Genomic DNA, 19482 nt, shown 5'->3' on the forward strand with positions numbered 1-19482 from the left:
GCGGTGGAGGGGGTTGGGGCGGCCCCCCTCCGTCACGGCGCTGCGCGCCGCGCCACCTCCCCCAGGGGGGGAGGATTCGCGTTGATCCGGCCGCTGGACCGTTTCCCCTTCGTGCCGGACGAGGCCGGACGGCTGGACCAGGACTGCTACGAAGCCTTCAACATCCAGGTTCAGGGCCTGATGCGCCGAATGGCGGCGACCAAGGGCGAACGTCTGGTGATCGGCGTCTCGGGCGGGCTGGATTCGACCCAGGCCCTGCTGGTCGCGTGCCGGGCCTTCGACCGGATGAACCTGCCGCGGTCGAACATACTGGGCTTCACCATGCCGGGGTTCGCGACGTCCGAGGGCACCAAGTCCAACGCATGGGCCCTGATGAAGGCTCTTGGAGTGACGGGGGCCGAGATCGACATCCGCCCGGCGGCCGAACAGATGTTCCGTGACATCGGCCACCCCTATGCGGCGGGCGAGCCGGTGCACGACATCACCTTCGAGAATGTGCAGGCGGGCTTGAGGACCGACTATCTGTTCCGTCTGGCCAACCAGAACCGGGCCTTTGTGCTGGGGACCGGCGACCTGTCGGAACTGGCCCTGGGCTGGGCCACATACGGCGTCGGCGACCATATGAGCCATTACAACGTCAACGGCGGGGTGGCGAAGACCCTGATCCGCCATCTGATCCGCTGGGTGGCGGACCGCGAACTGGTCGGCGCCGAGGCGAGCCCGACGCTGCACGCCATTCTGAACACCGAGATCTCGCCCGAACTGGTTCCGGCCAAGGACGGGGCGATTCAGTCGACCGAGGGGACGGTCGGCCCCTATGCGCTGAACGACTTCTTCCTGTTCTACATCAGCCGCTTCGGCATGGCGCCGTCCAAGGTCGCCTTCCTGGCGCACCAGGCCTGGAGCGACGCCGGCGCCGGACAGTGGCCGGTCAACACCCCCGACGGTGAAAAGGTCGAATACGACCTGGCGACCATCAAGGCCTGGCTGCGGAAATTCCTGATCCGCTTCTTCCAGACCGCCCAGTTCAAACGCTCGGCCCTGCCGAACGGGCCCAAGGTGGTGACGGGCGGCTCCCTGTCCCCGCGCGGCGACTGGCGCGCCCCGTCGGACGGCAATGCGCGGGTCTGGCTGGACGAGCTGGAGGCCAATGTGCCGGACTAACTGTTTCCTCCCCTCGATGTGGGGAGGAGGCATTGTGCAATAGCCATATCTTTAGCGTGGATATTTGGCGATCCCCTCGCTAGAAGCTTCGCCATGACCGAAGACGTGACCAAAGACTCCAACGGCAACATCCTGGCCGACGGCGACAACGTGACTCTGATCAAGGATCTGAAGGTCAAGGGTTCGGGCGGGGTGACGCTGAAGCGCGGGACCCTGGTCAAGAACATCCGCCTGACCGGCGACCCCGACGAGATCGAGGCCAATGTCGAGAAGGTGCGCGGCCTGGTCCTGCGGACCGAGTTCGTGAAGAAGGCTTAAGGCCCCTCTTTCCAAACGGAACCTCAGCCGCCATCTAGCGGCCATGACCGAAACCCTCGACGCCCCCGTATCGACCGCCGCCACCCAGGGTTCGGGCGGCAAGATTCCCGTCACCGTCCTGACCGGCTATCTCGGCGCGGGCAAGACGACGCTGCTGAACCGGATCCTGACCGAGGATCACGGCAAGCGTTACGCCGTCATCGTCAATGAGTTCGGCGAGATCGGCATCGACAATGATTTGGTGGTCGGCGCCGACGAGGACGTGTTCGAGATGAACAACGGCTGCGTCTGCTGCACGGTGCGCGGCGACCTGATCCGGGTGGTCTCGGGCCTGATGAAGCGCCAACGTCCCGGCAAGCCCGCCTTCGACGCCATCATTGTGGAGACCACGGGTCTGGCCGACCCCGGCCCGGTGGCCCAGACCTTCTTCGTCGACGAGGACGTCAAGGCCAAGACCCAGCTGGACAGCGTCACCACCCTGGTCGACGCCAAGCACGTGATGGCGCGGCTGGACGATTCGAAGGAGGCGCGCGAGCAGGTGGCCTTCGCCGACCGGATCATCCTGAACAAGGTCGATCTGGCGACCCCGGAGGAGCTGGAGGCGGTGGAGGCCCGTCTGCGGGCGCTGAACCCCCTGGCGCCCATCGTGCGGGCCGAACGGTCGAACGTGCCGCTGGATCAGGTGCTGGGCCTGGGCGCCTTCGACCTGGACCGTATCCTGGAGGTCAAGCCGGACTTCGTGAACCCGCCGCATGGCGCCGAGGGCCACGTCCACGACGAGCACTGCGGCCACGACCACCATCATCATGATCATGACCACGGGCATGACCCTCATCACGACCACGGTCATGGGCACGGCGCCCATTCCCACGGGGCGAGGGGTCACGCCCACCAGGACGACATCAAGGGGATTTCCCTGTCGCTGGACCGGCCGCTGGACGGGACGAAATTCACCGCCTGGCTGGACCGGCTGCTGGGCGAACAGGGTCAGAACATCCTGCGCGCCAAGGGCATCATCGATGTGCAGGGCGAGAACCGCCGCCTGGTCTTTCAGGCCGTCCACATGATCCTGGAGGGCGACCTGCAGCGCGAATGGGGCGAGAACGAACGCCGCTGGAGCCGCGCCGTCTTCATCGGCCGCGACCTGAACGAGGCGGAGCTGAAGGCCGGGTTCGAGGCCTGCGCGGCCTGACGGCAAGACCCCATTGACGATCTGGCCCGCCTTTGGAGCGGGCCAGATGTTCGACGGATCGGAGAAGACGGCCGGCAGGCGCCTAGATGTGGAGGCTCAGCGCCGGGCCTTCTTGCGCTGGCCTGCCTTGCCCTTGGGCCGCGACAGGCGCACGACCTTGCGCGCATTCTCTTCCGCCGTGGTGCGCACGGTGGGGATGGAGCGCGGGGCCAGGCCGTAGAGGGAGGCCATGGGGGCGTCCTCGACCGCGGCGACCTCGTGCTCGCCATAGCCGTTGAAGCCGGTGGTCATGGCCACCCCATAGGCGCCCAGCATGCCGATCTCGATGAAGTCGCCTTCACGGATGTCGGCCGGCAGCCAGAAGGGGCCGGGCATATGGTCGATCGAATCGCAGGTCGGGCCGTAGAACTGGAAGGCCTTCAGCTCGCCCGACGCCTCGCCGTCCCGCACCAGCTTGGTCGGGAAGGGCCAGCGCGAGTGGGTGGCGTCGAACAGGGAGCCGTAAGACCCGTCGTTCAGATACAGGGCGTCGCCCTTGCGCAGATCGACGCGGGCCAGGATCGACGAGGATTCGGCGACCAGGGCCCGGCCGGGCTCGCACCACAGTTCGGTGGTTTCCGACACCGGCATTTCGTTGAAGCCGCGATGGATGGCGTCGGCGTATTCGCTCATGTCCGGCGGGACCATGCCCGGATAGACCGAGGGGAAGCCGCCGCCGACATCGACGATGTCCACGATCACGCCCGCGCGGCTGATCGACCGGCCGACCTGGGCCATGGCGGCCTGGTAGGCGGTCGGGCGCATGCATTGCGAACCGACATGGAACGAAACGCCCATCAGCCCGTCCTTGACCGCCTGGCGGGTGGCCAGCAGCAGGGCCGGAGCCTGATCGACCGGCACGCCGAACTTGCCCGACAGGGTGTAGGCCGCCCCGTCGGCCGAGACGGCCATGCGCACGATCAGATTCAGGTCGTCGGCGCCGCCGGTGGCGTCGAGGATCTTGTTCAGCTCGTCCACGCAGTCGAGCGAGAAGGTCCGCACGCCGTGGTCGAAATAGGCCTTGGTGATGGCCGACCGGCTCTTGACCGGATGCATGAAGGCCAGGCGCGCGTCGGCGCTGACCGAACGGACCAGTTCGATCTCGGCCAGGGACGCGACGTCGAAGCTGCGAACGCCGGATTCGACCAGGGTCTGGATGACCCAGGCGGACGGGTTCGCCTTCACCGCATAGAAGACGTCGGCTTTCAGATTATCCTGGAACCAGCGCGCCGCTACGGAAACCGAGCGCGGCCGCACGAGGGCGACGGGACGCTCAGGGGACCGCTCACGGACCAGGTCCAGGGGAAGTTGGTACGTGCGCAATTCACGTAACCCCCTGCTAATTGTTAAACCCAGACCGGCGTTAGCGGCGCAGCATCAGACCTACGGGGTCCGCCGGAAGGCGCGATATGGGGGCATTGGACTGTCATGTAAAGGGGTTTTTTCGTGACAGGGCCTGGGTTCGAGCCCGAATCGACTGTCACAATTCTCTTTGACGGCGGTCAGCTTGACGGCGGCCAGGCAACCGCAGCGGTTCTGCGCCGTTGCCTCGGCTGGAGGGCGCAATGAATCGGTGGCTGTTCCTGTGGCGCAAATGGACGCGCCAACTGTGGGTCAAGGCGACCGCCTACGCCGGTGTGGGGGTGGCCGCCGCCCTGCTGGCCGCCGCCCTGGCCCCGTGGGTGCCCGACGACATGGCCGAACGACTGGGCGGCGAGTCGGTCGAATCCATCCTGACCATCTTGGCCTCCAGCCTGCTGGGCGTGGCGACCTTCTCCGTCGGCGCCATGGTGACGGCCTATACGTCGGTCTCCACAGCCGCCAGCCCCCGGGTCGCCGCCCTGGTGACCTCCGACGACGAGACCCAGAAGGCCCTGGCCACCTTCGTCGGCGCCTTCCTCTACGCCATCGTCTCGGTGACGGCGATCAACGCCCACTATTACGGCCAGAACGGGCGGGCCATTCTGTTCCTGGTCAGCCTGGCCATGGTGGGGCTGGTGGCCTTTCGGCTGCTGGCCTGGATCAACCGTCTGTCCAGCCTGGCGCGGGTCGGCCATACGATCGACCTGGTGGAGGCGCGCGCGCTGAAGGCCCTGGAAACTCGGCGCGACGCCCCCTTCTTCGGCGGCCGGGAGGGACGGCTGACCACGGGCGCCGAGATCGTCGCCCCCTGCACCGGCTACGTCCAGAACGTCGATCCCTCTCGGCTTCAGGCCATGGCCGAGGCGCGCGACTGTCAGGTGGAGATCGTCGCCCCTCCCGGCGCCTTCGTACGACGCGGCGCGGTGCTGGCGCGCATCAGCCTGGCGGCCTGCGACGAAGAGGCCCAGGCCGATTTCCGTTCGGCCTTCGCCCTGGGAGATTCGCGCTCCTTCGACCAGGATCCGCGGTTCGGACTGATCGTCCTGGGCGAGATCGCCGCCAAGGCCCTGTCGCCCGGCGTCAACGACCCCGGCACGGCCATTCAGGTGATCGGGACGGGGGTGCGGCTGCTGGACGTCTGGGTTCAGACGCCCGAAGACGACGGGCCCAGGCCGCCGCGCTGCGACCGACTGCTGGGGCCGGCGGTCACGGCCGAAGAGCTGCTGGAAGACCTGTTCGGTCCGATCGCCCGTTATGGGGCGGGCGATCTGGCCGTGGCCATGCGGCTGCAGAAGGGTCTGGCGGCGCTGGCGGCCACGCCGCGGCTGGCCGAGCCGGTCGCCGTCCTGGCCCAGGCGGCCGTGGAGCGATCGCGCGCCGCCCTGCCCATTGAGGCAGACATCCGACGGCTGGAAGCGGTCGCCCTGGCGCGGTGACAGGGCCGCTGCGACACCAGGCTGCAACGACGCAGGGACGACGGGGTCTGGACGAGATTGCGCCGGACGTGCGATTAAGACTTGCCCAAACGCCCCGGTCGCGTCATGCGGCGCCCGTTCGCCACAGCCTTCCCAGCGAGTTCATGAGTTCATCCGCAGCCGCCGCCCCAGGCCTGGTCCTGGCGCGTGACGTGTCGAAGACCTTCGGATCGCGAAAGGCGCTGGACGGCGTCTCGATCTCCGTCGCCTCGGGCGAGATGGTGGCCCTGATCGGTCCGTCGGGATCGGGCAAGTCCACGCTTCTGCGCTCCATCACCGGCCTTCAGTCCATCGACCCCGGCAAGGGGACGATCAGCGTCTTCGGCGAGACCGTGCAGAAGGACGGCCGCGTCACCGGCGCCGTGCGCCAGGCGCGCGCGCGGCTGGGCATGATCTTCCAGCAGTTCAACCTGGTCGGCCGGCTGACCCTGTTCTCCAACGTCATGCTGGGGGCGCTGGGCCGCCTGCCGACCTGGCAGGGCCTCTTGGGCCTGTGGCCCCAGGGCGACAAGGACCGGGCCATGGCCGCCCTGCACCGGGTCGGGGTCAGCGACTACGCCGGCCAGCGCGCCAACACCCTGTCGGGCGGTCAGCAGCAGCGCGGCGCCATCGCCCGCGCCATCGTCCAGGGCGCCCAGGCCATCCTGGCCGACGAGCCGGTCGCCTCGCTGGACCCGGTTTCGGCCCGCAAGGTGATGGAGCTGCTGGTCGAGCTGAACCGGCGCGACGGCATGGGGGTGATCGTCACCCTGCACCAGGTCGACTACGCCATCCGCTACTGCGACCGCGTCATCGCGCTGCAGAGCGGCAAGATCGTCTATGACGGTCCCGCCACGGGCCTGGACCACCAGCGCCTCATCGACATCTACGGTCCCGAATTCGAGGACGCGTTCTGGGAGACCAAGGCATGAGCCTGTCCCGCACATCTCTTTCCCGTCGTCTGTTCGCAGCGGCCGGCGCCGCCGTCCTGCTGCTGGGCGTCGCCTCGTGCGGCGGCGGTGAGGAGAAGAAGACGTCCGGCGCCATGCCGTCGGAACTGACCTTCTCCATCCTGTCGGCCGAAGGCCAGGCCTCCTCCGGCCCGCTGTGGCAGCCCCTGCTGGACGACATGTCCAAGGCGATCGGCGTTCCGGTGAAGCCCTTCTTCGCCGGCAACTACAACGTCCTGATCGAGGCCATGCGCTTCAACCAGACCCAGGTGGCCTGGTTCTCGGCCAAGCCGGCCCTGGAGGCCGTGGACCGCGCCCAGGGCGAGGTCATCGCCCGGATCGTCGATCCGGAAGGCCGCGACAGCTACACCTCGACCCTGATCGTGCGGAAGGGTTCGGGCATTACGCTGGACAAGGTTCTGGCCTGCGGCAAGCAATATGACTTCGGCATCGGCGACGCCCAGTCGACCTCGGGCACCCTGGCGCCCCTGACCTTCCTGTTCAATCCGCGCGGCATCGTGCCGAACCAGTGTTTCAAGACCGTGCGTTCGGCCAGCCACCAGGCCAACGCCTTCGCCGTAGCGACGGGCGTGGTCGACGTCGCCACCTCCAACTCGGTCAACACCGTCTTCATGCGCCGCGAGAACCCGCAGCTGGCGTCGCAGATCGAGGACATCTGGGTCTCTCCGCCGATCCCGGAATCGGGCATCGTCATCCGCGAAGACCTGGACCCGGTGCTGAAGGAGAAGCTGCGCAGCTTCTTCCTGACCTACGGCCAGGGCCAGGGGCCTGAAGCCGACCGTCAACGTCAGGTGCTGGCGGGGCTGAACTATTCGATGTTCCGCGCCGCCGACGATTCCTATCTGGACCCGGTGCGGGAAATGGTCGCCGACCAGAAGCTGGCCGAGGCCAAGGCCAAGAACGACCAGGCCGCCGTGGCCGCCGCCGAACGCGAACTGGCCGCCCTGCGCGCCAAGCGCGAGGTCCAGCCTTGACCGACGCCGCCGCCGAGATTGCCGCCGCCGACAAGGCCGCCCGCGGCGGCCTGGCCCCGGACGCCGTTCCCGCCGCGCCGAAGAAGCCCCTGTCCTCAACCCTGTTCGACCTGATGCTGTGGGGCGGTCTGGCGATCATCCTGATCGCCAGCTTCGGCAAGGTGGACATGCAGAACATCGGCCGGCTCTTCTCGGGCTCGTCGAACATCTCGACCTATGGGGCGGATCTGCTGCGGCCCGACTGGGGCGCCATCTTTCCGCCCGGGGACTTCTGGACCGCCTTCACCCATCTCTTCACCCAGCCGACCGCCAGCCTGGCGGGTCAGATGTGGCTGACGGTGCAGATCGCCCTGTGGGGCACCTTCCTGGCCGTCTTCCTGGCCCTGCCGCTCAGCCTGATGGCGTCACGCAACATAGCGCCGGGCTGGATGGTCTTCATCGTGCGCCGGGTCATGGACCTGCTGCGCTCGATCCCCGACCTGGTGATCGCCACCCTGTTCATCGTCGCCGTCGGCCTGGGCCCGCTGGCGGGGGTGCTGGCGCTTGCGCTGAACACCGGCGGCGTCCTGGCCAAGCTGTTTTCCGAAGCGGTCGAGTCGATCGACAAGGGGCCCGTCGAGGGGGTGCGCGCCACCGGCGCCGGCAAGCTGCATGAGATCGTCTGGGGCGTCTTCCCCCAGGTGGCGCCCCTGTGGACCTCCTTCGCCCTGTACCGGTTCGAATCCAACAGCCGGGCGGCCACGGTGCTGGGCCTGATCGGCGCGGGCGGCATCGGCCAGACCCTGTTCGAAAGCATCCAGGCCTTCGACTACAGCCGCGTCGCCGCCATCGCCATCGTCATCGTGGTCGCCGTGACCCTGATCGACACCCTGTCCCAGGTGATGCGCAAGCGCCTGCTCTAAGGCCCCGACCTCGCGCTCATTGCCGGAAAAACCTTCACAATCCTCTGGTCTAACCGTCGCCAAACCGATGCTCAGGGAGAGCGCACGATGATCCGCACACTGAAACTGACGACGGCGGCCGCCGCCCTTCTGGCCCTGGCGGCCTGCGGCGACGGCGGAACCGGCGGCGGCGCCTCCAGCGCCCGCTCCGGCATCTGGGCGGCCGGTTCCTCGACCGTCTTCCCCTTCGCCACCCGCGTGGCTGAGAACTTCGCCCGCACCTCCGGCGGCGCCGCGCCCCGCGTTGAATCCCTGGGCACCGGCGGCGGCATTCAGGCCTTCTGCCAGGGCGTCGGCCCGACCACGCCCGACATCGCCAACGCCTCGCGCCCGATGAAGGCGTCCGAGTTCGACCTGTGCCAGAAGAACGGCGTGACCGACATCATCGAGCTGAAGATCGGCTTCGACGGCATCGTCATCGCCACCGCCCGCAACGGAAACAGCTTCAACTTCGAACTGAACGACCTGTATGAAGGCCTGGCCAAGGAAGTGCCGGGCGCCGACGGTCAGTTCGTCGCCAACCCGGCCAAGACCTGGAACGAGGTCAACAAGGGCCTGCCGAACCAGCGCATCCAGGTCTATGGCCCGCCGCCCACCTCGGGCACGCGCGACGCCTTCCTGGAGCTGGGCATGACCCCCGGCGCCAAGCTGGTTCCTGCGACCGCCGCCGTGGAAAAGGCCGACAAGAACCGGTTCGAAGCCCTGGCCCACACCCTGCGTGAAGACGGCGCCTGGATCGACTCGGGCGAGAACGACAACGCCATCGTCCAGACCCTGAGCCGCACCCCCGGATCGCTGGGCGTGTTCGGCTATTCCTTCCTGGAACAGAACCTGGACACGGTGAAGCCCGAGACCATCGACGGCGTCACGCCCAATGCCGAAACCATCGCCAGCGGGGAATATCCGCTGTCGCGCAGCCTCTACATCTATGTGAAGAAGGCCCACATCGGCGTCATCCCCGGCCTGCAGCAATTCGTACAGGAGTTCCTGTCGGAAGGCGCCGCGGGCAAGGGCGGCTATCTGGCCGACCGCGGCCTGATCCCGCTGCCGGAAGACCAGCTCCAGGCCCAGCGCGCTGCGGCTACGGCCCTGACCCCGATGCAGCGTCCCGCCGGCTGAGGCGGAACCGACCGCCGTCCCGCCCCTTCTTTCGCCGGCCCGCACCGGCTAAGAGGGGCGGGATAGCTGTCAGGATTCATTGATGACCACCACGCCCGCGCGTCTGCGCAAGGCCGTTCTGCCCGTCGCGGGCCTCGGCACCCGGGTTCTGCCCGGCACCAAGACGACCCCCAAGGAACTGCTGAACGTCGTCGATCGGCCGATCCTCTCCTACATCGTCGAAGAGGCCCGAGAGGCGGGGATCGAGCACATCGTCTTCGTCACTGGCCGCTCCAAGGGGGCGATCGAGGACTATTTCGATCACCAGATCGAGCTTGAGGCTCAACTGCAGGCCAAGGGCAAAACCGACATCCTGGAAATGATGAACGCCGAACTGGCCTCGGCCGGCGAGATGAGCTTCACCCGCCAGATGCAGCCCAAGGGGCTGGGCCATGCGGTCTGGTGCGCCCGCGACATCATCGGGCATGAGCCTTTCGCCGTCCTTCTGCCTGACGTGATCGTGGATGGACAACCCGGCGCCTTGAAGCAGTTGCTGGAGGCCTACGAGGAGGTCGGCGGCAATCTGATCGGCGTCGAAGCCGTGCCCGAGAGCGAGACCCACAAATACGGCATCGTCGATCCGGCCGGCCGTGACGGCCGCCGAATCACCATGAAGGGCATGGTCGAGAAGCCGGCCCAAGGGACGGCGCCGTCGAACCTGTCGATCTCGGGCCGCTACATCCTGCAGCCGGAAATCTTCGACCTGCTGGCCACCCAGGAACGCGGCGCCGGCAATGAGATCCAGCTGACCGACGCCATGGCCCGACTGATGGCGACCCAGGTCTTCACCGCCGTCGAATACGAAGGCGTGACCCACGACTGCGGCGACAAGATCGGCCTGTTGCGCGCAAACGTCGCCCTGGCCCTGAAGCGCCCAGACCTGGGCGAGGCTGCGCGGGCGGCGGTTTCGGCCCTGCTGTGACGCAAGGGAAGGCGGCAGGGGTTCCGGTTCGCGCCCACCCCTGCTAACCCTCCCGGCAAATCATCAGGAGACGAACCATGGCCACATCCGAAGGCTGGGACATGCCGACCGGCGACCTCATGAAGGGCAAGAAGGGCCTGATCATGGGGGTGGCCAATTCGAGTTCGATCGCCTGGGGCATCGCCTCGCAGCTGGCGGCGCAGGGCGCCGAACTGGCCTTCACCTATCTGGGCGAGAGCCTGGAGCGGCGCGTGCGCCCGCTGGCCGAGAGCGTCGGCGCCAAGCTGCTGATCCCGGCCGACGTCACCGACGACGCCTCTATGGACGCCGCCTTCGCCGAGCTGGAAAAGACCTTCGGCACGATCGACTTCGTCGTCCACTCGGTGGCCTTCGCCAACAAGGACGAACTGAAGGGCAGCTTCGTGGACAACACCACGCGCGACAGCTTCCTTCTGGCCCTGAACATCTCGGCCTTCAGCTTCGTGGACGTGTCGCGTCGCGCCGCCAAGTTGATGCCGAACGGCGGCAGCCTGATCACCCTGACCTATCTGGGGTCGGAACGGGTCATTCCGAACTACAACACCATGGGCGTGGCCAAGGCTGCGCTGGAGGCGGCGACCCGCTATATCGCCCGCGACCTGGGGCCCAAGAACATCCGGGTGAACGCCATTTCGGCCGGCGCCATGCGCACCCTGTCGCTGGCCGGGATCTCGGGCGGGCGCGGCCTGCACTCCAAGAGCGCCCAGTTCTCCCTGATCAAGGAAGAGACCTCGATGGAGGGCGTCGCCGGCGCCGCCCTGTGGCTGTGCTCGGACCTGGGTCGCTCGACCACCGGCGAGGTCGTGCACGTCGACGCCGGCTTCCATGCCGTGGGCCTGCCGGAAGACTTCGAGGGCTGAACCCGCTTCCGCCCCTTCCGGCGACGGTTTAAGGCCGGGGCATGACTGCTCCGGCCTTTTCCATGCGCGCCCCGCCCGCCTCCGCCTTTTCATCGGCCGCCGTCGCCACGGTGATCGGCTTCGGCGGGACCGTGGCCTTGGTGGTGCAGGCGGGACAGGCCTTGGGCGCGGGCGCCGGCCAGATCGGCTCCATGGTCACGGCGCTGTGCCTGGCCATCGGCGTTCCCGGCGCCCTCTTGAGCTGGCGGCTGAGGATTCCCGTCGTCCTGGCCTGGTCCACGCCGGGCGCAGCCCTGCTGGCCGCTTCGACGCTGGGGCTGTCGTGGCAGACGGCGGTCGGCGCCTTCGTCTTTTCAGCCCTGCTGATGATCCTGACCGGTCTGATCCCGGCCTTGGGGCGGCTGGCGGGGCGAATCCCGTCGGCGATCGCCTCGGCCATGCTGGCGGGGGTTCTGCTGCCCTTCGTGCTGCGGCTGTTCAAGATCTTGCCCGACGAGACGGCGTTGACGGTGGGTCTGATCGCGGTCTTTCTGGTCTTCCGGCGGCTTTGGCCGACCTGGGCCCTGCCCGCCGTTCTGGGCGCGGCCTTTGCGGTTCTGGCGATGCGGGAACAGTTGGGCCTGCCCGCCGGAACCGGCCTGTTCGGACATCTGGAGCCCGTCGCCCCCGCCTTCGACTGGAAGGCGGCGGTCAGTCTGGGCTTTCCGCTGTTTCTGGTGACCCTGGCGGCGCAGAACCTGCCTGGACTGGTGGTGTTGCAGAGCGCGGGCTATCCGCCGCCGGCCAATCGGCTGATCCTGTCGACCGGGATCGCCAGCCTGATCGCCGCGCCGTTCGGCGCGCATGGGGTCAATCTGGCGGCCATCACGGCGGCGATCTGCACCGGCCCTGACGCCCATGCCGATGCGGGCCGACGCTGGATCGTCGGGGTGATCTACGGCGGCTTCTACCTCATCGTGGCCCTGTTCGCCGCGCCGCTGGCGGGCCTGTTCATCGCCATGCCCCCGGCCGTGCTGGCGGCCGTGACGGGCCTGGCCCTGATCGCCCCCCTGAGCGGCGCCTTGCAGAGCCTGACGGCCGATGCGCCCTCGCGCGAGGCCGCCGTCCTGACCTTTGCGGCGACGGCCTCGGGCCTGGCCCTGTTCGGGGTGGGATCGGCCTTCTGGGGGCTGGTCGTCGGATTTGCGGCCCTGGGCGCGGGCCGCCTGCTCCGTCGCGCCTAGTTCCGCGCCGGGATGTTCAGACCGCGCTGCACCGCCGGACGGGCCAGGCCGCGCTCCAGCCAGGCGGCGACGCGGGGGAAGTCCGCAAAGCCCACGATCTCGCCCGCCTCATAGAAGCCGATCAGATTGCGGACCCAGCCGAGGGCGGCGACATCGGCGATGGAATAGTCGCCCACCAGCCAGTCCCGACCTTCCAGCCGCGTCTCCAGCACGCCCAGCAGGCGGCGGCTTTCGGCGACGTAGCGGTCGCGCGGACGCTTGTCCTCATAGTCCTTGCCCGCGAACTTGTGGAAGAAGCCCAGCTGGCCGAACATGGGGCCGATCGCCCCCATCTGGAACATGATCCACTGGATCGTCTCGTACCGTGTGGCGGGATCGCTGGAGAGCAGTTTGCCTGTCTTTTCCGCCAGATAGATCAGGATGGCGCCGGATTCGAACAGGGCCAAGGGCTGACCGTTCGGGCCGTTCGGATCAAGGATGGCCGGGATCTTGCCGTTGGGGTTCAGCGACAGATACTCCGGCCCCCAGGTCTCATTGGCCATGATGTCGATCAGGTGCGGCTCATAGGCCAGGCCGATCTCCTCCAGCATGATGGAGACCTTCACCCCATTGGGCGTGGGCAGGGAATAGAGCTGCAGCCGATCGGGATGCTGGGCCGGCCAGCGGGTGGTGATCGGGAAGGCGGACAGGTCGGTCATGGAGAGGCCTCGGCTTTGCGATAGGCCTATGTCGGCGCCCGCCGCGCCATTCGCAACACCCTTGGGCGCGAATACCTCAGTCCGGCTCGCGCTCGCCGACTTCGGTCGGGGGCACGGCGGTCAGCCAGCCTTCGGAAAGCCGCAGCTCGGGCGTCGCTTCCTTGGTGAAGGGCAGATACCAGGTCGGGCCGCCGGTCGCGGGGGCGATCTCCAGCATGTCGTCGGCGCCGAAATTCTGAACCGACTTGACCGAGCCCATGACGGCGCCGGCGATGTCGCGGACCTCCAAGCCGATCAGGTCGGCGAGATAGAATTCGTCCTCCTCCGGCTCGGGGAAGCGGTCGCGGGGGACGTAGAGTTTCAGGCCGCGCAGGGCGTCGGCCTGTTCCTTGGTGGCGACCTCCTTGGCCCGGCCGACGACGCCGTTCTTGTCGGGCCGGGTCGAGGTCAGGGTCAGGGCCACCGTGCCGTCTGCGCGCAGCAGCGGACCATAGGCGGTCAGGGCCAGGGGATCGGCGGTGAAGGCGGTCACCCGCACCTCGCCCCGCACCCCGAAACCGCCGCCGATCTGGCCGACGAGGATCAATCTGCTGTCCGTGGTCATGGTCGTCCTTAGCGCATGAAAAAGGCGGCGTCGCAGGACGCCGCCTTGATCGTGTCGAGACCGAAGGCCTTAGGCCTCGGTGGTCTCTTCGGCAGCCGGGGCTTCTTCAGCGGCGGCTTCGGCGGCCGGAGCCTCTTCAGCAGCCGGAGCGTTCTTGGCGGCTTCGGCCTCTTCCTTGGCGCGGGCGGCGGCTTCGGCGGCTTCAGCCTTGGCGGCGGCTTCGGCTTCCAGGCGGTCGGCTTCGCGCTGGGCGCGTTCAGCGGCGCGCTCCTGCGCCTTCTTGCCGGGGGCGCCCTTGTTCGGGTTGTTGCCCTGCGACCACTTCACCTTGGCGCCCAGGGTCTCGTCCTGCGACAGGAAGCGAGCGACGCGGTCGGTCGGCTGGGCGCCCTTGCCGAGCCATTCGGCGATCCGCTCGACCTTCAGGGCGACGCGCGGCTGGGCGCCGTCCTTGGGCAGCATCGGGTTGTAGGAGCCGACCTTCTCGATGAACTTGCCGTCGCGCGGGGCGTGCGAGTCGGCGACGACGATGTGGTAGTAGGGGCGCTTCTTGGCGCCGCCGCGGGCCAGACGAATCTTCAGCATTTCAAGTCTCTTTCTAGGAAATCGTTATTTCTTGGGAAGGCCAGGCAGGCCCGGAAGCCCCCCCGGCAGTTGTCCGCCGCCCAGACCCGCCAGGCGGTCCTGAATGGCTTTCAATTCGTCGGCCGAGGGCTCGGCCATCTTGCCGCCGCCCAGGGCCTTCAGTCGGTTCAGATCGGGGCCGCCGCCCATGCCGGGGATGCCCCCGCCGCCGCCGAGACCGCCCAGCATGGCGGCCATCTGCTGCATCTTCTTGGGACCGCCGCGCGCCATCTGTTTGACCATGTCGGCCATCTGGCGGTGCTGTTTCAGCACGCGGTTGACGTCCTGGACCTCGACCCCGGCGCCGGCGGCGATGCGCTTCTTGCGGCTGGCGTTCAGGAGGTCCGGCTTCTTGCGCTCGGCCTTGGTCATCGAGGAGATGATGGCTTCCTGGCGCAGGATCATCCGGTCGTCGACGCCGCTGTCGGCCATCTGGGCCTTCATCTTGGCCACACCGGGCAGCATGCCCATGATGCCCTGAAGCCCGCCCATCCGCTTCATCTGCTGCAACTGGCCGGCGAGGTCGTCCAGGTCGAACTGGCCCTTGGCCAGTTTGCGGGCCATCTTCTCGGCCTTGGCCTGGTCCAGGTCCTGGGCGGCCTTTTCGACCAGGGCGACGATGTCCCCCTGGCCCAGGATGCGGCCGGCGACGCGGCGGGCGTCGAAGACGTCCAGCGCATCGACCTTTTCGCCGGCGCCCAGATATTTGATCGGCAGGCCGGTGACGGCGCGCATCGACAGCATGGCGCCGCCGCGGCCGTCGCCGTCGGCCCGGGTCAGGACCAGGCCGGTCAGGGGCAGGCGCTCATGGAAGGCCTTGGCGGTGCGGACGGCGTCCTGGCCGGTCAGGCTGTCGGCGACCAGCAGGGTCTCGACCGGCTTGGCGATGTCGGCGACCTCGGCCACCTCGTTCATCAGCCCTTCGTCCAGGGTGATGCGGCCGGCGGTGTCCAGGATCAGGACGTCGAAGCCCTGAAGCTTGGCCGACTGCAGCGCCCGGCGGGTGATCTGGACGGCGCTCTCGCCCGCCACGATGGGCAGGGTCGCGACCTCGATCTGTTTGCCCAGCTGGGCCAGCTGCTCCATCGCCGCCGGACGGCGCGTGTCCAGCGAGGCCATCATGACCTTCTTGCGGTCGAACTTGGTCAGGCGCAGCGCCAGCTTGGCCGAGGTCGTGGTCTTGCCCGAGCCCTGAAGGCCGGCCATCAGCACCACGGCGGGCGGATTGGCGTTGGTGTTCAGCGGGACCGGCTCTTCGCCGCCCAGCATCTCGATCAGGCCGTCATAGACGATCTTGACCACCTGGTCGGCCGGCTTGACCGAACGGATGACCTCTTCGCCGGTCGCGCGCTCGGTGGCGAAGGCGATGAATTCCTTGACGACCGGCAGGGCGACGTCGGCCTCGAGCAGGGCCACGCGCACCTCGCGCATCGCCTCGGCCACATCCTTTTCGGACAGGGCGCCGCGGCCGGTGATCCGGTCGAAGACGCCTGTCAGCCGCTCGTTCAGAGCCTCGAACATTCACTACCTCATGTGGCGCAGGTGAAACGGCTCCATACGACAACGACCCCCGGCGACGATCACGTCGGCGGAGGGTTCTCGCCCACCTCGTCCCGACGGAGCGGGGGTCGTGTGGGTGGAGACGCGAGGTTCACTTGCGTCGGAAGCGGCGGCTTATGAAGGAAAACGGGGGGAAAGGCAACCGATGCGAGTCACGTCCCCGCCCGCTTTGCGTCATCCTCGGGCTTGACCCGAGGATCGAATGCGCCGCCGCTCTGCGCGGACGTCAGGCACACGTCTCGCTCCTCGCCCGATCCTCGGGTCAAGCCCGAGGATGACGGAGAAGACTAGACATCAGTCCTCAGGCGTCTCTTCCGACCCCTCGTCCGCCTTCGGTTCCGAACCCGGCTCGGTCACCACAATCCCCTCCGGCGGGGCCGACAGTTTGGACAGGTCGCCGCCGGCGCGCAGGACGTCCAGGGCGCGTTGCAGCTGGTAGTCTTTTTCCTTGTCATAGGCCTCGCCCGGCGCTTCGCGGGGCGTGTGCGGCCCCTTGCGTTCCGCGCCGATGGAGGAGTCCAGGGCCGTCGCATAGGCGGCCTCGGAATAGATGAAGCTGGAACGCGAGACGATCCGCGCCTCGGCCTCGGACCGGGCGACCTCCAAGTCCGGCTCGATGCCGATCTTCTGGATCGAGGCGCCGGACGGGGTGTAGTAGCGGGCCGTGGTGATCGACAGGGCGCCGTCGCGGCCCTGGCGCAGCGGGATGACCGTCTGGACCGATCCCTTGCCGAAGCTGGTCAGGCCGACGATAGTCGCCCGCTCGTGATCCTTCAGGGCGCCGGCGACGATCTCGGAGGCGGAGGCCGAGCCGTAGTTGACCAGGACCACCAGGGGCAGGCCGCCGGTCAGGTCGCCGGGCTTGGCGGAATAGCGCTGAATCTGCTCGGGCTTCCTGCCGCGCTGGCTGACGATCTCGCCGCGCTCCAGGAAGGCGTCGGACACGTCGATGGCGGCGTTCAGCAGGCCGCCGCCGTTGTTGCGCAGGTCCAGGACATAGCCCTTCACGCCGGGCTTCTGAGCCTTGATCTTGGCGATGGCCTCGGACAGTTCGCGGCCGGTGTTCTCATTGAAGGTCGAGACGCGCAGATAGCCGAAATCGCCCTCGACCCGGCCGGTGACCGACTGGACCTTGATGATCTCGCGGGTCAGGGTCACCTCGCGCGGCTCTTCGCCGTCGCGCAGGAAGGTGACGCGGACGCTGGTGCCGGCCGCGCCGCGCAGCTTCTCCGACACCTGGCTGACGGTCAGGCCCGCCGCGTTCTGGCCCTCGATGGCGCTGATGACGTCCCCGGCCTGGACCCCGGCCTTGGCGGCGGGGCTTTCGTCCATCGGGGAGATGACCTTCACCAGGCCGCCCTCGGAGGTGATGGTCAGGCCGACGCCCGAATACTGTCCCTCGGTCCGCTCGCGCAGTTCGTCATAGTTGGACGGCGGCAGATAGTTGGAGTGGGGATCCAGCGCCGTCATCATGCCCGCGAGGGCGGCCTCGATCAGCTTCTTGTTGTCGACCGGGACCACATAGGCCTGTTCGACGATGCCGACGACGTCGCCGAACAGCTCCAACATGCGGAAGGTTTCGTTGCGGGGCGTCTGGCTGGTGGCGACGGCGGCCGAGCCGCCGAGAACCAGGGCGGCGCAGCCGACGAGGAGCAGTTTACGCATTCGGTCTCTTTCGGTCGGGCCGATCATGGAAGGCGCCCGTTGGGAGGGTAGGGCCGCACAGACACGACGAAATCGTGGCTGAGCGGCGTCGGTCCGATAAAATCAGCGTCCGGCGGGAAAGCAAGGCCAATCGTCGCCCGAGGGCGCATCCGGCCGCTCATCGCAGCCAGGGACCGGGGTCGATCGGGCGCTCGTCCCGGCGCAGTTCGAAATAGACGTCGCCGTCCGGCCCGCTGCGGCCCAGGGTCTGGCCGTCGGAGACCCGGGCGTCCGCCTGGACGTCCAACTGCTCCAGCCCGGCGATCACCGCCCGCCAGCCGGGGCCGAGATCAAGAATCACCACCTGGCCCCAGCCCGTCAGGGGACCGGCGTAGGCCACCTTGGCGTCAGCCGGGGCGGCGACGGGGGCGCGGTCGGCGCGCCAGCGCCAGCCCGAGGTTCCCGCCCCCCAGGTCTGGGTCGGCGCGCCGCGCACGGGCGGACTGAGCCGGTTGCGGCCGGCCGGCAGGCGCGCGGTCTCGGCCTCGGCGGCCTCGGCCTCCTGGGCGGAGGGGACGGCGCCGCCCAGGTCGCGGATTCGGGCCTCCAGCGCCCGCGCCGCCCGTTCAGCGCTGCGCGCCTCGGCGTTCAGCACGGCGGTGAGGGCGGTCTTGCGCGCGGTCAGCCCCTCGATCCGGGCGCGGCGATCGCCCTGGGCGCTTTCGGTGGTCAAGAGCCGTTCCGAGGACAGGACCGCCAGGCGGCGAATGCGCATGATCTCGGCCTGACGCTCGGCCAGGGCCTTGGCGCGGCGCTCCAGTTCGGGCGTCATGGCCTTCAACAGGATGGAGGCGCGCACCGTGTCGATCGCCTTGTCGGCGGGAACCAGAAGCGGCGGCGGCGGGCGGCGGCTCATCATCTGAAGCGCGCTGAGCAGACGCCCCTGGGCGCCGCGCTCGCGGGCCAGGTCCGTGACCAGGTCCGCCTCCCGTTCGCTGAGCTGTTTCAGCCGGGCCCTCTGGTCCTCGATCTGGCGGTCGTCGGTCCGTTCGTCGGCGCGCAGGGCGGCGAGCCGACGCTCCAGCTGGGCCAGTTCGGCCTTGGCGGCCTCGGCGTCGGCGCGCAGGCGCCGCGCCCGCACCGCCTCGTCGCGATAGTCGGCCTGGATCCGCGCCAGCTCGCTTTCAGACGCCTGCCGCCCCGCCGCCGGGGCGGCGAGGACCAGGCCCGTCATCAGGGCGAGAGAGAGTGCTGAGGCGCGGCCCATGTCAGTCGCGATGATAAGGCGATCCGGCCAGGATGGTCACGGCCCGATAGAGCTGTTCGGCCAACATGGCGCGGGCCAGGGCGTGGGGCCAGGTCTGGGGACCGAAGGCCAGGGTCGAGGCGGCGGCGGCGCGCACGCTTTCGTCCAGCCCGTCCGCCCCGCCGATGGCGAAGACCAGACGGCGTTCGCCCTGGTCGCGCAGCTTGGCGACGTGGTCGGCGAAGGCGCGCGAGGAATAGGTCTTGCCCCGTTCGTCGCAGGCGATCAGGTGCGCGCCCTCGGCGGCCGCAAGGATCAACTCGGCCTCCGGCGCCTTGCCGGGTTTACGGGCTTCCAGATCGATCAGTTCGAGGGGACCGAGGCCCAGCGCGCGTCCCGACAGGGTGGCGCGCTTGGCGTAGTCGTCGGCGAGCGTCGCCTCAGGCCCCCGGCCCGGTCGGCCGATGGCGACGATGCTCAGCTTCATCC

At 68.4% G+C, this 19482-nt stretch carries 19 protein-coding genes; 11 read left to right on the top strand and 8 right to left on the bottom strand.

All coding sequences use genetic code 11. The annotated features are described in order from the left end of the window. The 3 genes from AC1RKE_RS02865 to AC1RKE_RS02875 all read left to right on the top strand — a co-directional run. The coding region (locus AC1RKE_RS02865; RefSeq protein WP_492896367.1) for an NAD(+) synthase at positions 1-1164 on the top strand (1164 nt) is incomplete at its 5' end. Between the two features lie 93 nt (positions 1165-1257). Further along, on the top strand, positions 1258-1482 hold the full coding sequence (locus AC1RKE_RS02870; RefSeq protein WP_152948964.1) for an alkylphosphonate utilization protein: 225 nt from the start codon (positions 1258-1260) through the stop codon (positions 1480-1482). A 43-nt stretch (positions 1483-1525) separates the two neighbouring features. After that, the gene (locus AC1RKE_RS02875) at positions 1526-2674 is read left to right on the top strand and encodes a CobW family GTP-binding protein (protein ID WP_348683167.1); all 1149 of its coding nucleotides are present in this window, start codon (positions 1526-1528) and stop codon (positions 2672-2674) included. A gap of 96 nt (positions 2675-2770) precedes the next feature. Here the strand turns inward: AC1RKE_RS02875 and AC1RKE_RS02880 are convergent, their stop codons facing one another. Beyond that, a complete protein-coding gene (locus AC1RKE_RS02880; RefSeq protein ID WP_228186473.1) occupies positions 2771-4036 on the bottom strand; it encodes a type III PLP-dependent enzyme in 1266 nt (421 codons plus the stop codon). Positions 4037-4278: 242 nt separating this feature from the next. Here AC1RKE_RS02880 and AC1RKE_RS02885 point away from each other — a divergent pair, with 242 nt between their 5' ends. The 8 genes from AC1RKE_RS02885 to AC1RKE_RS02920 all read left to right on the top strand — a co-directional run bounded on the left by AC1RKE_RS02885 (position 4279) and on the right by AC1RKE_RS02920 (position 12617). Continuing rightward, positions 4279-5511 (top strand): DUF2254 domain-containing protein, encoded by a 1233-nt coding sequence (locus AC1RKE_RS02885; RefSeq protein ID WP_333896330.1) that lies wholly within the window; start codon positions 4279-4281, stop codon positions 5509-5511. 143 nt (positions 5512-5654) lie between these two features. Then, positions 5655-6461, top strand: a complete 807-nt coding sequence (phnC, locus tag AC1RKE_RS02890) for a phosphonate ABC transporter ATP-binding protein (protein ID WP_228186469.1) — start codon at positions 5655-5657, stop codon at positions 6459-6461. Next, positions 6458-7474, top strand: a complete 1017-nt coding sequence (gene phnD, locus AC1RKE_RS02895) for a phosphate/phosphite/phosphonate ABC transporter substrate-binding protein (RefSeq protein WP_201463224.1) — start codon at positions 6458-6460, stop codon at positions 7472-7474. Before phnC ends, phnD begins: the two co-directional genes overlap by 4 nt. After that, positions 7471-8376 carry a phosphonate ABC transporter, permease protein PhnE gene (gene phnE, locus AC1RKE_RS02900; RefSeq protein WP_395942155.1) on the top strand — a complete coding sequence of 302 codons (906 nt, stop codon included), beginning with the start codon at positions 7471-7473 and terminating at the stop codon, positions 8374-8376. The genes phnD and phnE overlap by 4 nt, the downstream gene beginning before the upstream one ends. 87 nt (positions 8377-8463) lie before the next feature. After that, entirely contained in the window at positions 8464-9534 is a 1071-nt protein-coding gene (locus AC1RKE_RS02905) for a substrate-binding domain-containing protein (protein WP_152948971.1), read from the top strand. Between the two features lie 82 nt (positions 9535-9616). Next, the gene (galU, locus tag AC1RKE_RS02910) at positions 9617-10495 is read left to right on the top strand and encodes a UTP--glucose-1-phosphate uridylyltransferase GalU (RefSeq protein ID WP_152948972.1); all 879 of its coding nucleotides are present in this window, start codon (positions 9617-9619) and stop codon (positions 10493-10495) included. Positions 10496-10596: 101 nt separating this feature from the next. Further along, a complete protein-coding gene (locus tag AC1RKE_RS02915) occupies positions 10597-11394 on the top strand; it encodes an enoyl-ACP reductase FabI (RefSeq protein WP_183218344.1) in 798 nt (265 codons plus the stop codon). A gap of 41 nt (positions 11395-11435) precedes the next feature. Continuing rightward, positions 11436-12617 carry a benzoate/H(+) symporter BenE family transporter gene (locus tag AC1RKE_RS02920; RefSeq protein ID WP_348683164.1) on the top strand — a complete coding sequence of 394 codons (1182 nt, stop codon included), beginning with the start codon at positions 11436-11438 and terminating at the stop codon, positions 12615-12617. Here the strand turns inward: AC1RKE_RS02920 and AC1RKE_RS02925 are convergent. From AC1RKE_RS02925 to rlmH, 7 genes are all read right to left on the bottom strand, one after another. After that, the gene (locus AC1RKE_RS02925; protein WP_348683162.1) at positions 12614-13315 is read right to left on the bottom strand and encodes a glutathione binding-like protein; all 702 of its coding nucleotides are present in this window, start codon (positions 13313-13315) and stop codon (positions 12614-12616) included. The genes AC1RKE_RS02920 and AC1RKE_RS02925 overlap by 4 nt on opposite strands. Before the next feature lie 76 nt (positions 13316-13391). After that, on the bottom strand, positions 13392-13919 hold the full coding sequence (gene rimM, locus AC1RKE_RS02930; protein WP_348683161.1) for a ribosome maturation factor RimM: 528 nt from the start codon (positions 13917-13919) through the stop codon (positions 13392-13394). Positions 13920-13988: 69 nt separating this feature from the next. Beyond that, positions 13989-14504 carry a 30S ribosomal protein S16 gene (rpsP, locus tag AC1RKE_RS02935; RefSeq protein ID WP_054764044.1) on the bottom strand — a complete coding sequence of 172 codons (516 nt, stop codon included), beginning with the start codon at positions 14502-14504 and terminating at the stop codon, positions 13989-13991. 24 nt (positions 14505-14528) lie between these two features. After that, positions 14529-16064, bottom strand: a complete 1536-nt coding sequence (gene ffh / locus AC1RKE_RS02940) for a signal recognition particle protein (protein ID WP_182714023.1) — start codon at positions 16062-16064, stop codon at positions 14529-14531. Positions 16065-16397: 333 nt separating this feature from the next. Beyond that, entirely contained in the window at positions 16398-17768 is a 1371-nt protein-coding gene (locus AC1RKE_RS02945) for a S41 family peptidase (RefSeq protein ID WP_183218314.1), read from the bottom strand. A 157-nt stretch (positions 17769-17925) separates the two neighbouring features. After that, positions 17926-19014 (bottom strand): murein hydrolase activator EnvC family protein, encoded by a 1089-nt coding sequence (locus AC1RKE_RS02950; protein ID WP_348683160.1) that lies wholly within the window; start codon positions 19012-19014, stop codon positions 17926-17928. A 1-nt stretch (position 19015) separates the two neighbouring features. Beyond that, positions 19016-19480 carry a 23S rRNA (pseudouridine(1915)-N(3))-methyltransferase RlmH gene (gene rlmH, locus AC1RKE_RS02955; RefSeq protein ID WP_182714020.1) on the bottom strand — a complete coding sequence of 155 codons (465 nt, stop codon included), beginning with the start codon at positions 19478-19480 and terminating at the stop codon, positions 19016-19018. Between the last annotated feature and the right edge of the window lie 2 nt (positions 19481-19482).

The sequence above is a fragment of the Brevundimonas sp. GW822-FHT03E11 genome, from assembly GCF_058801445.1.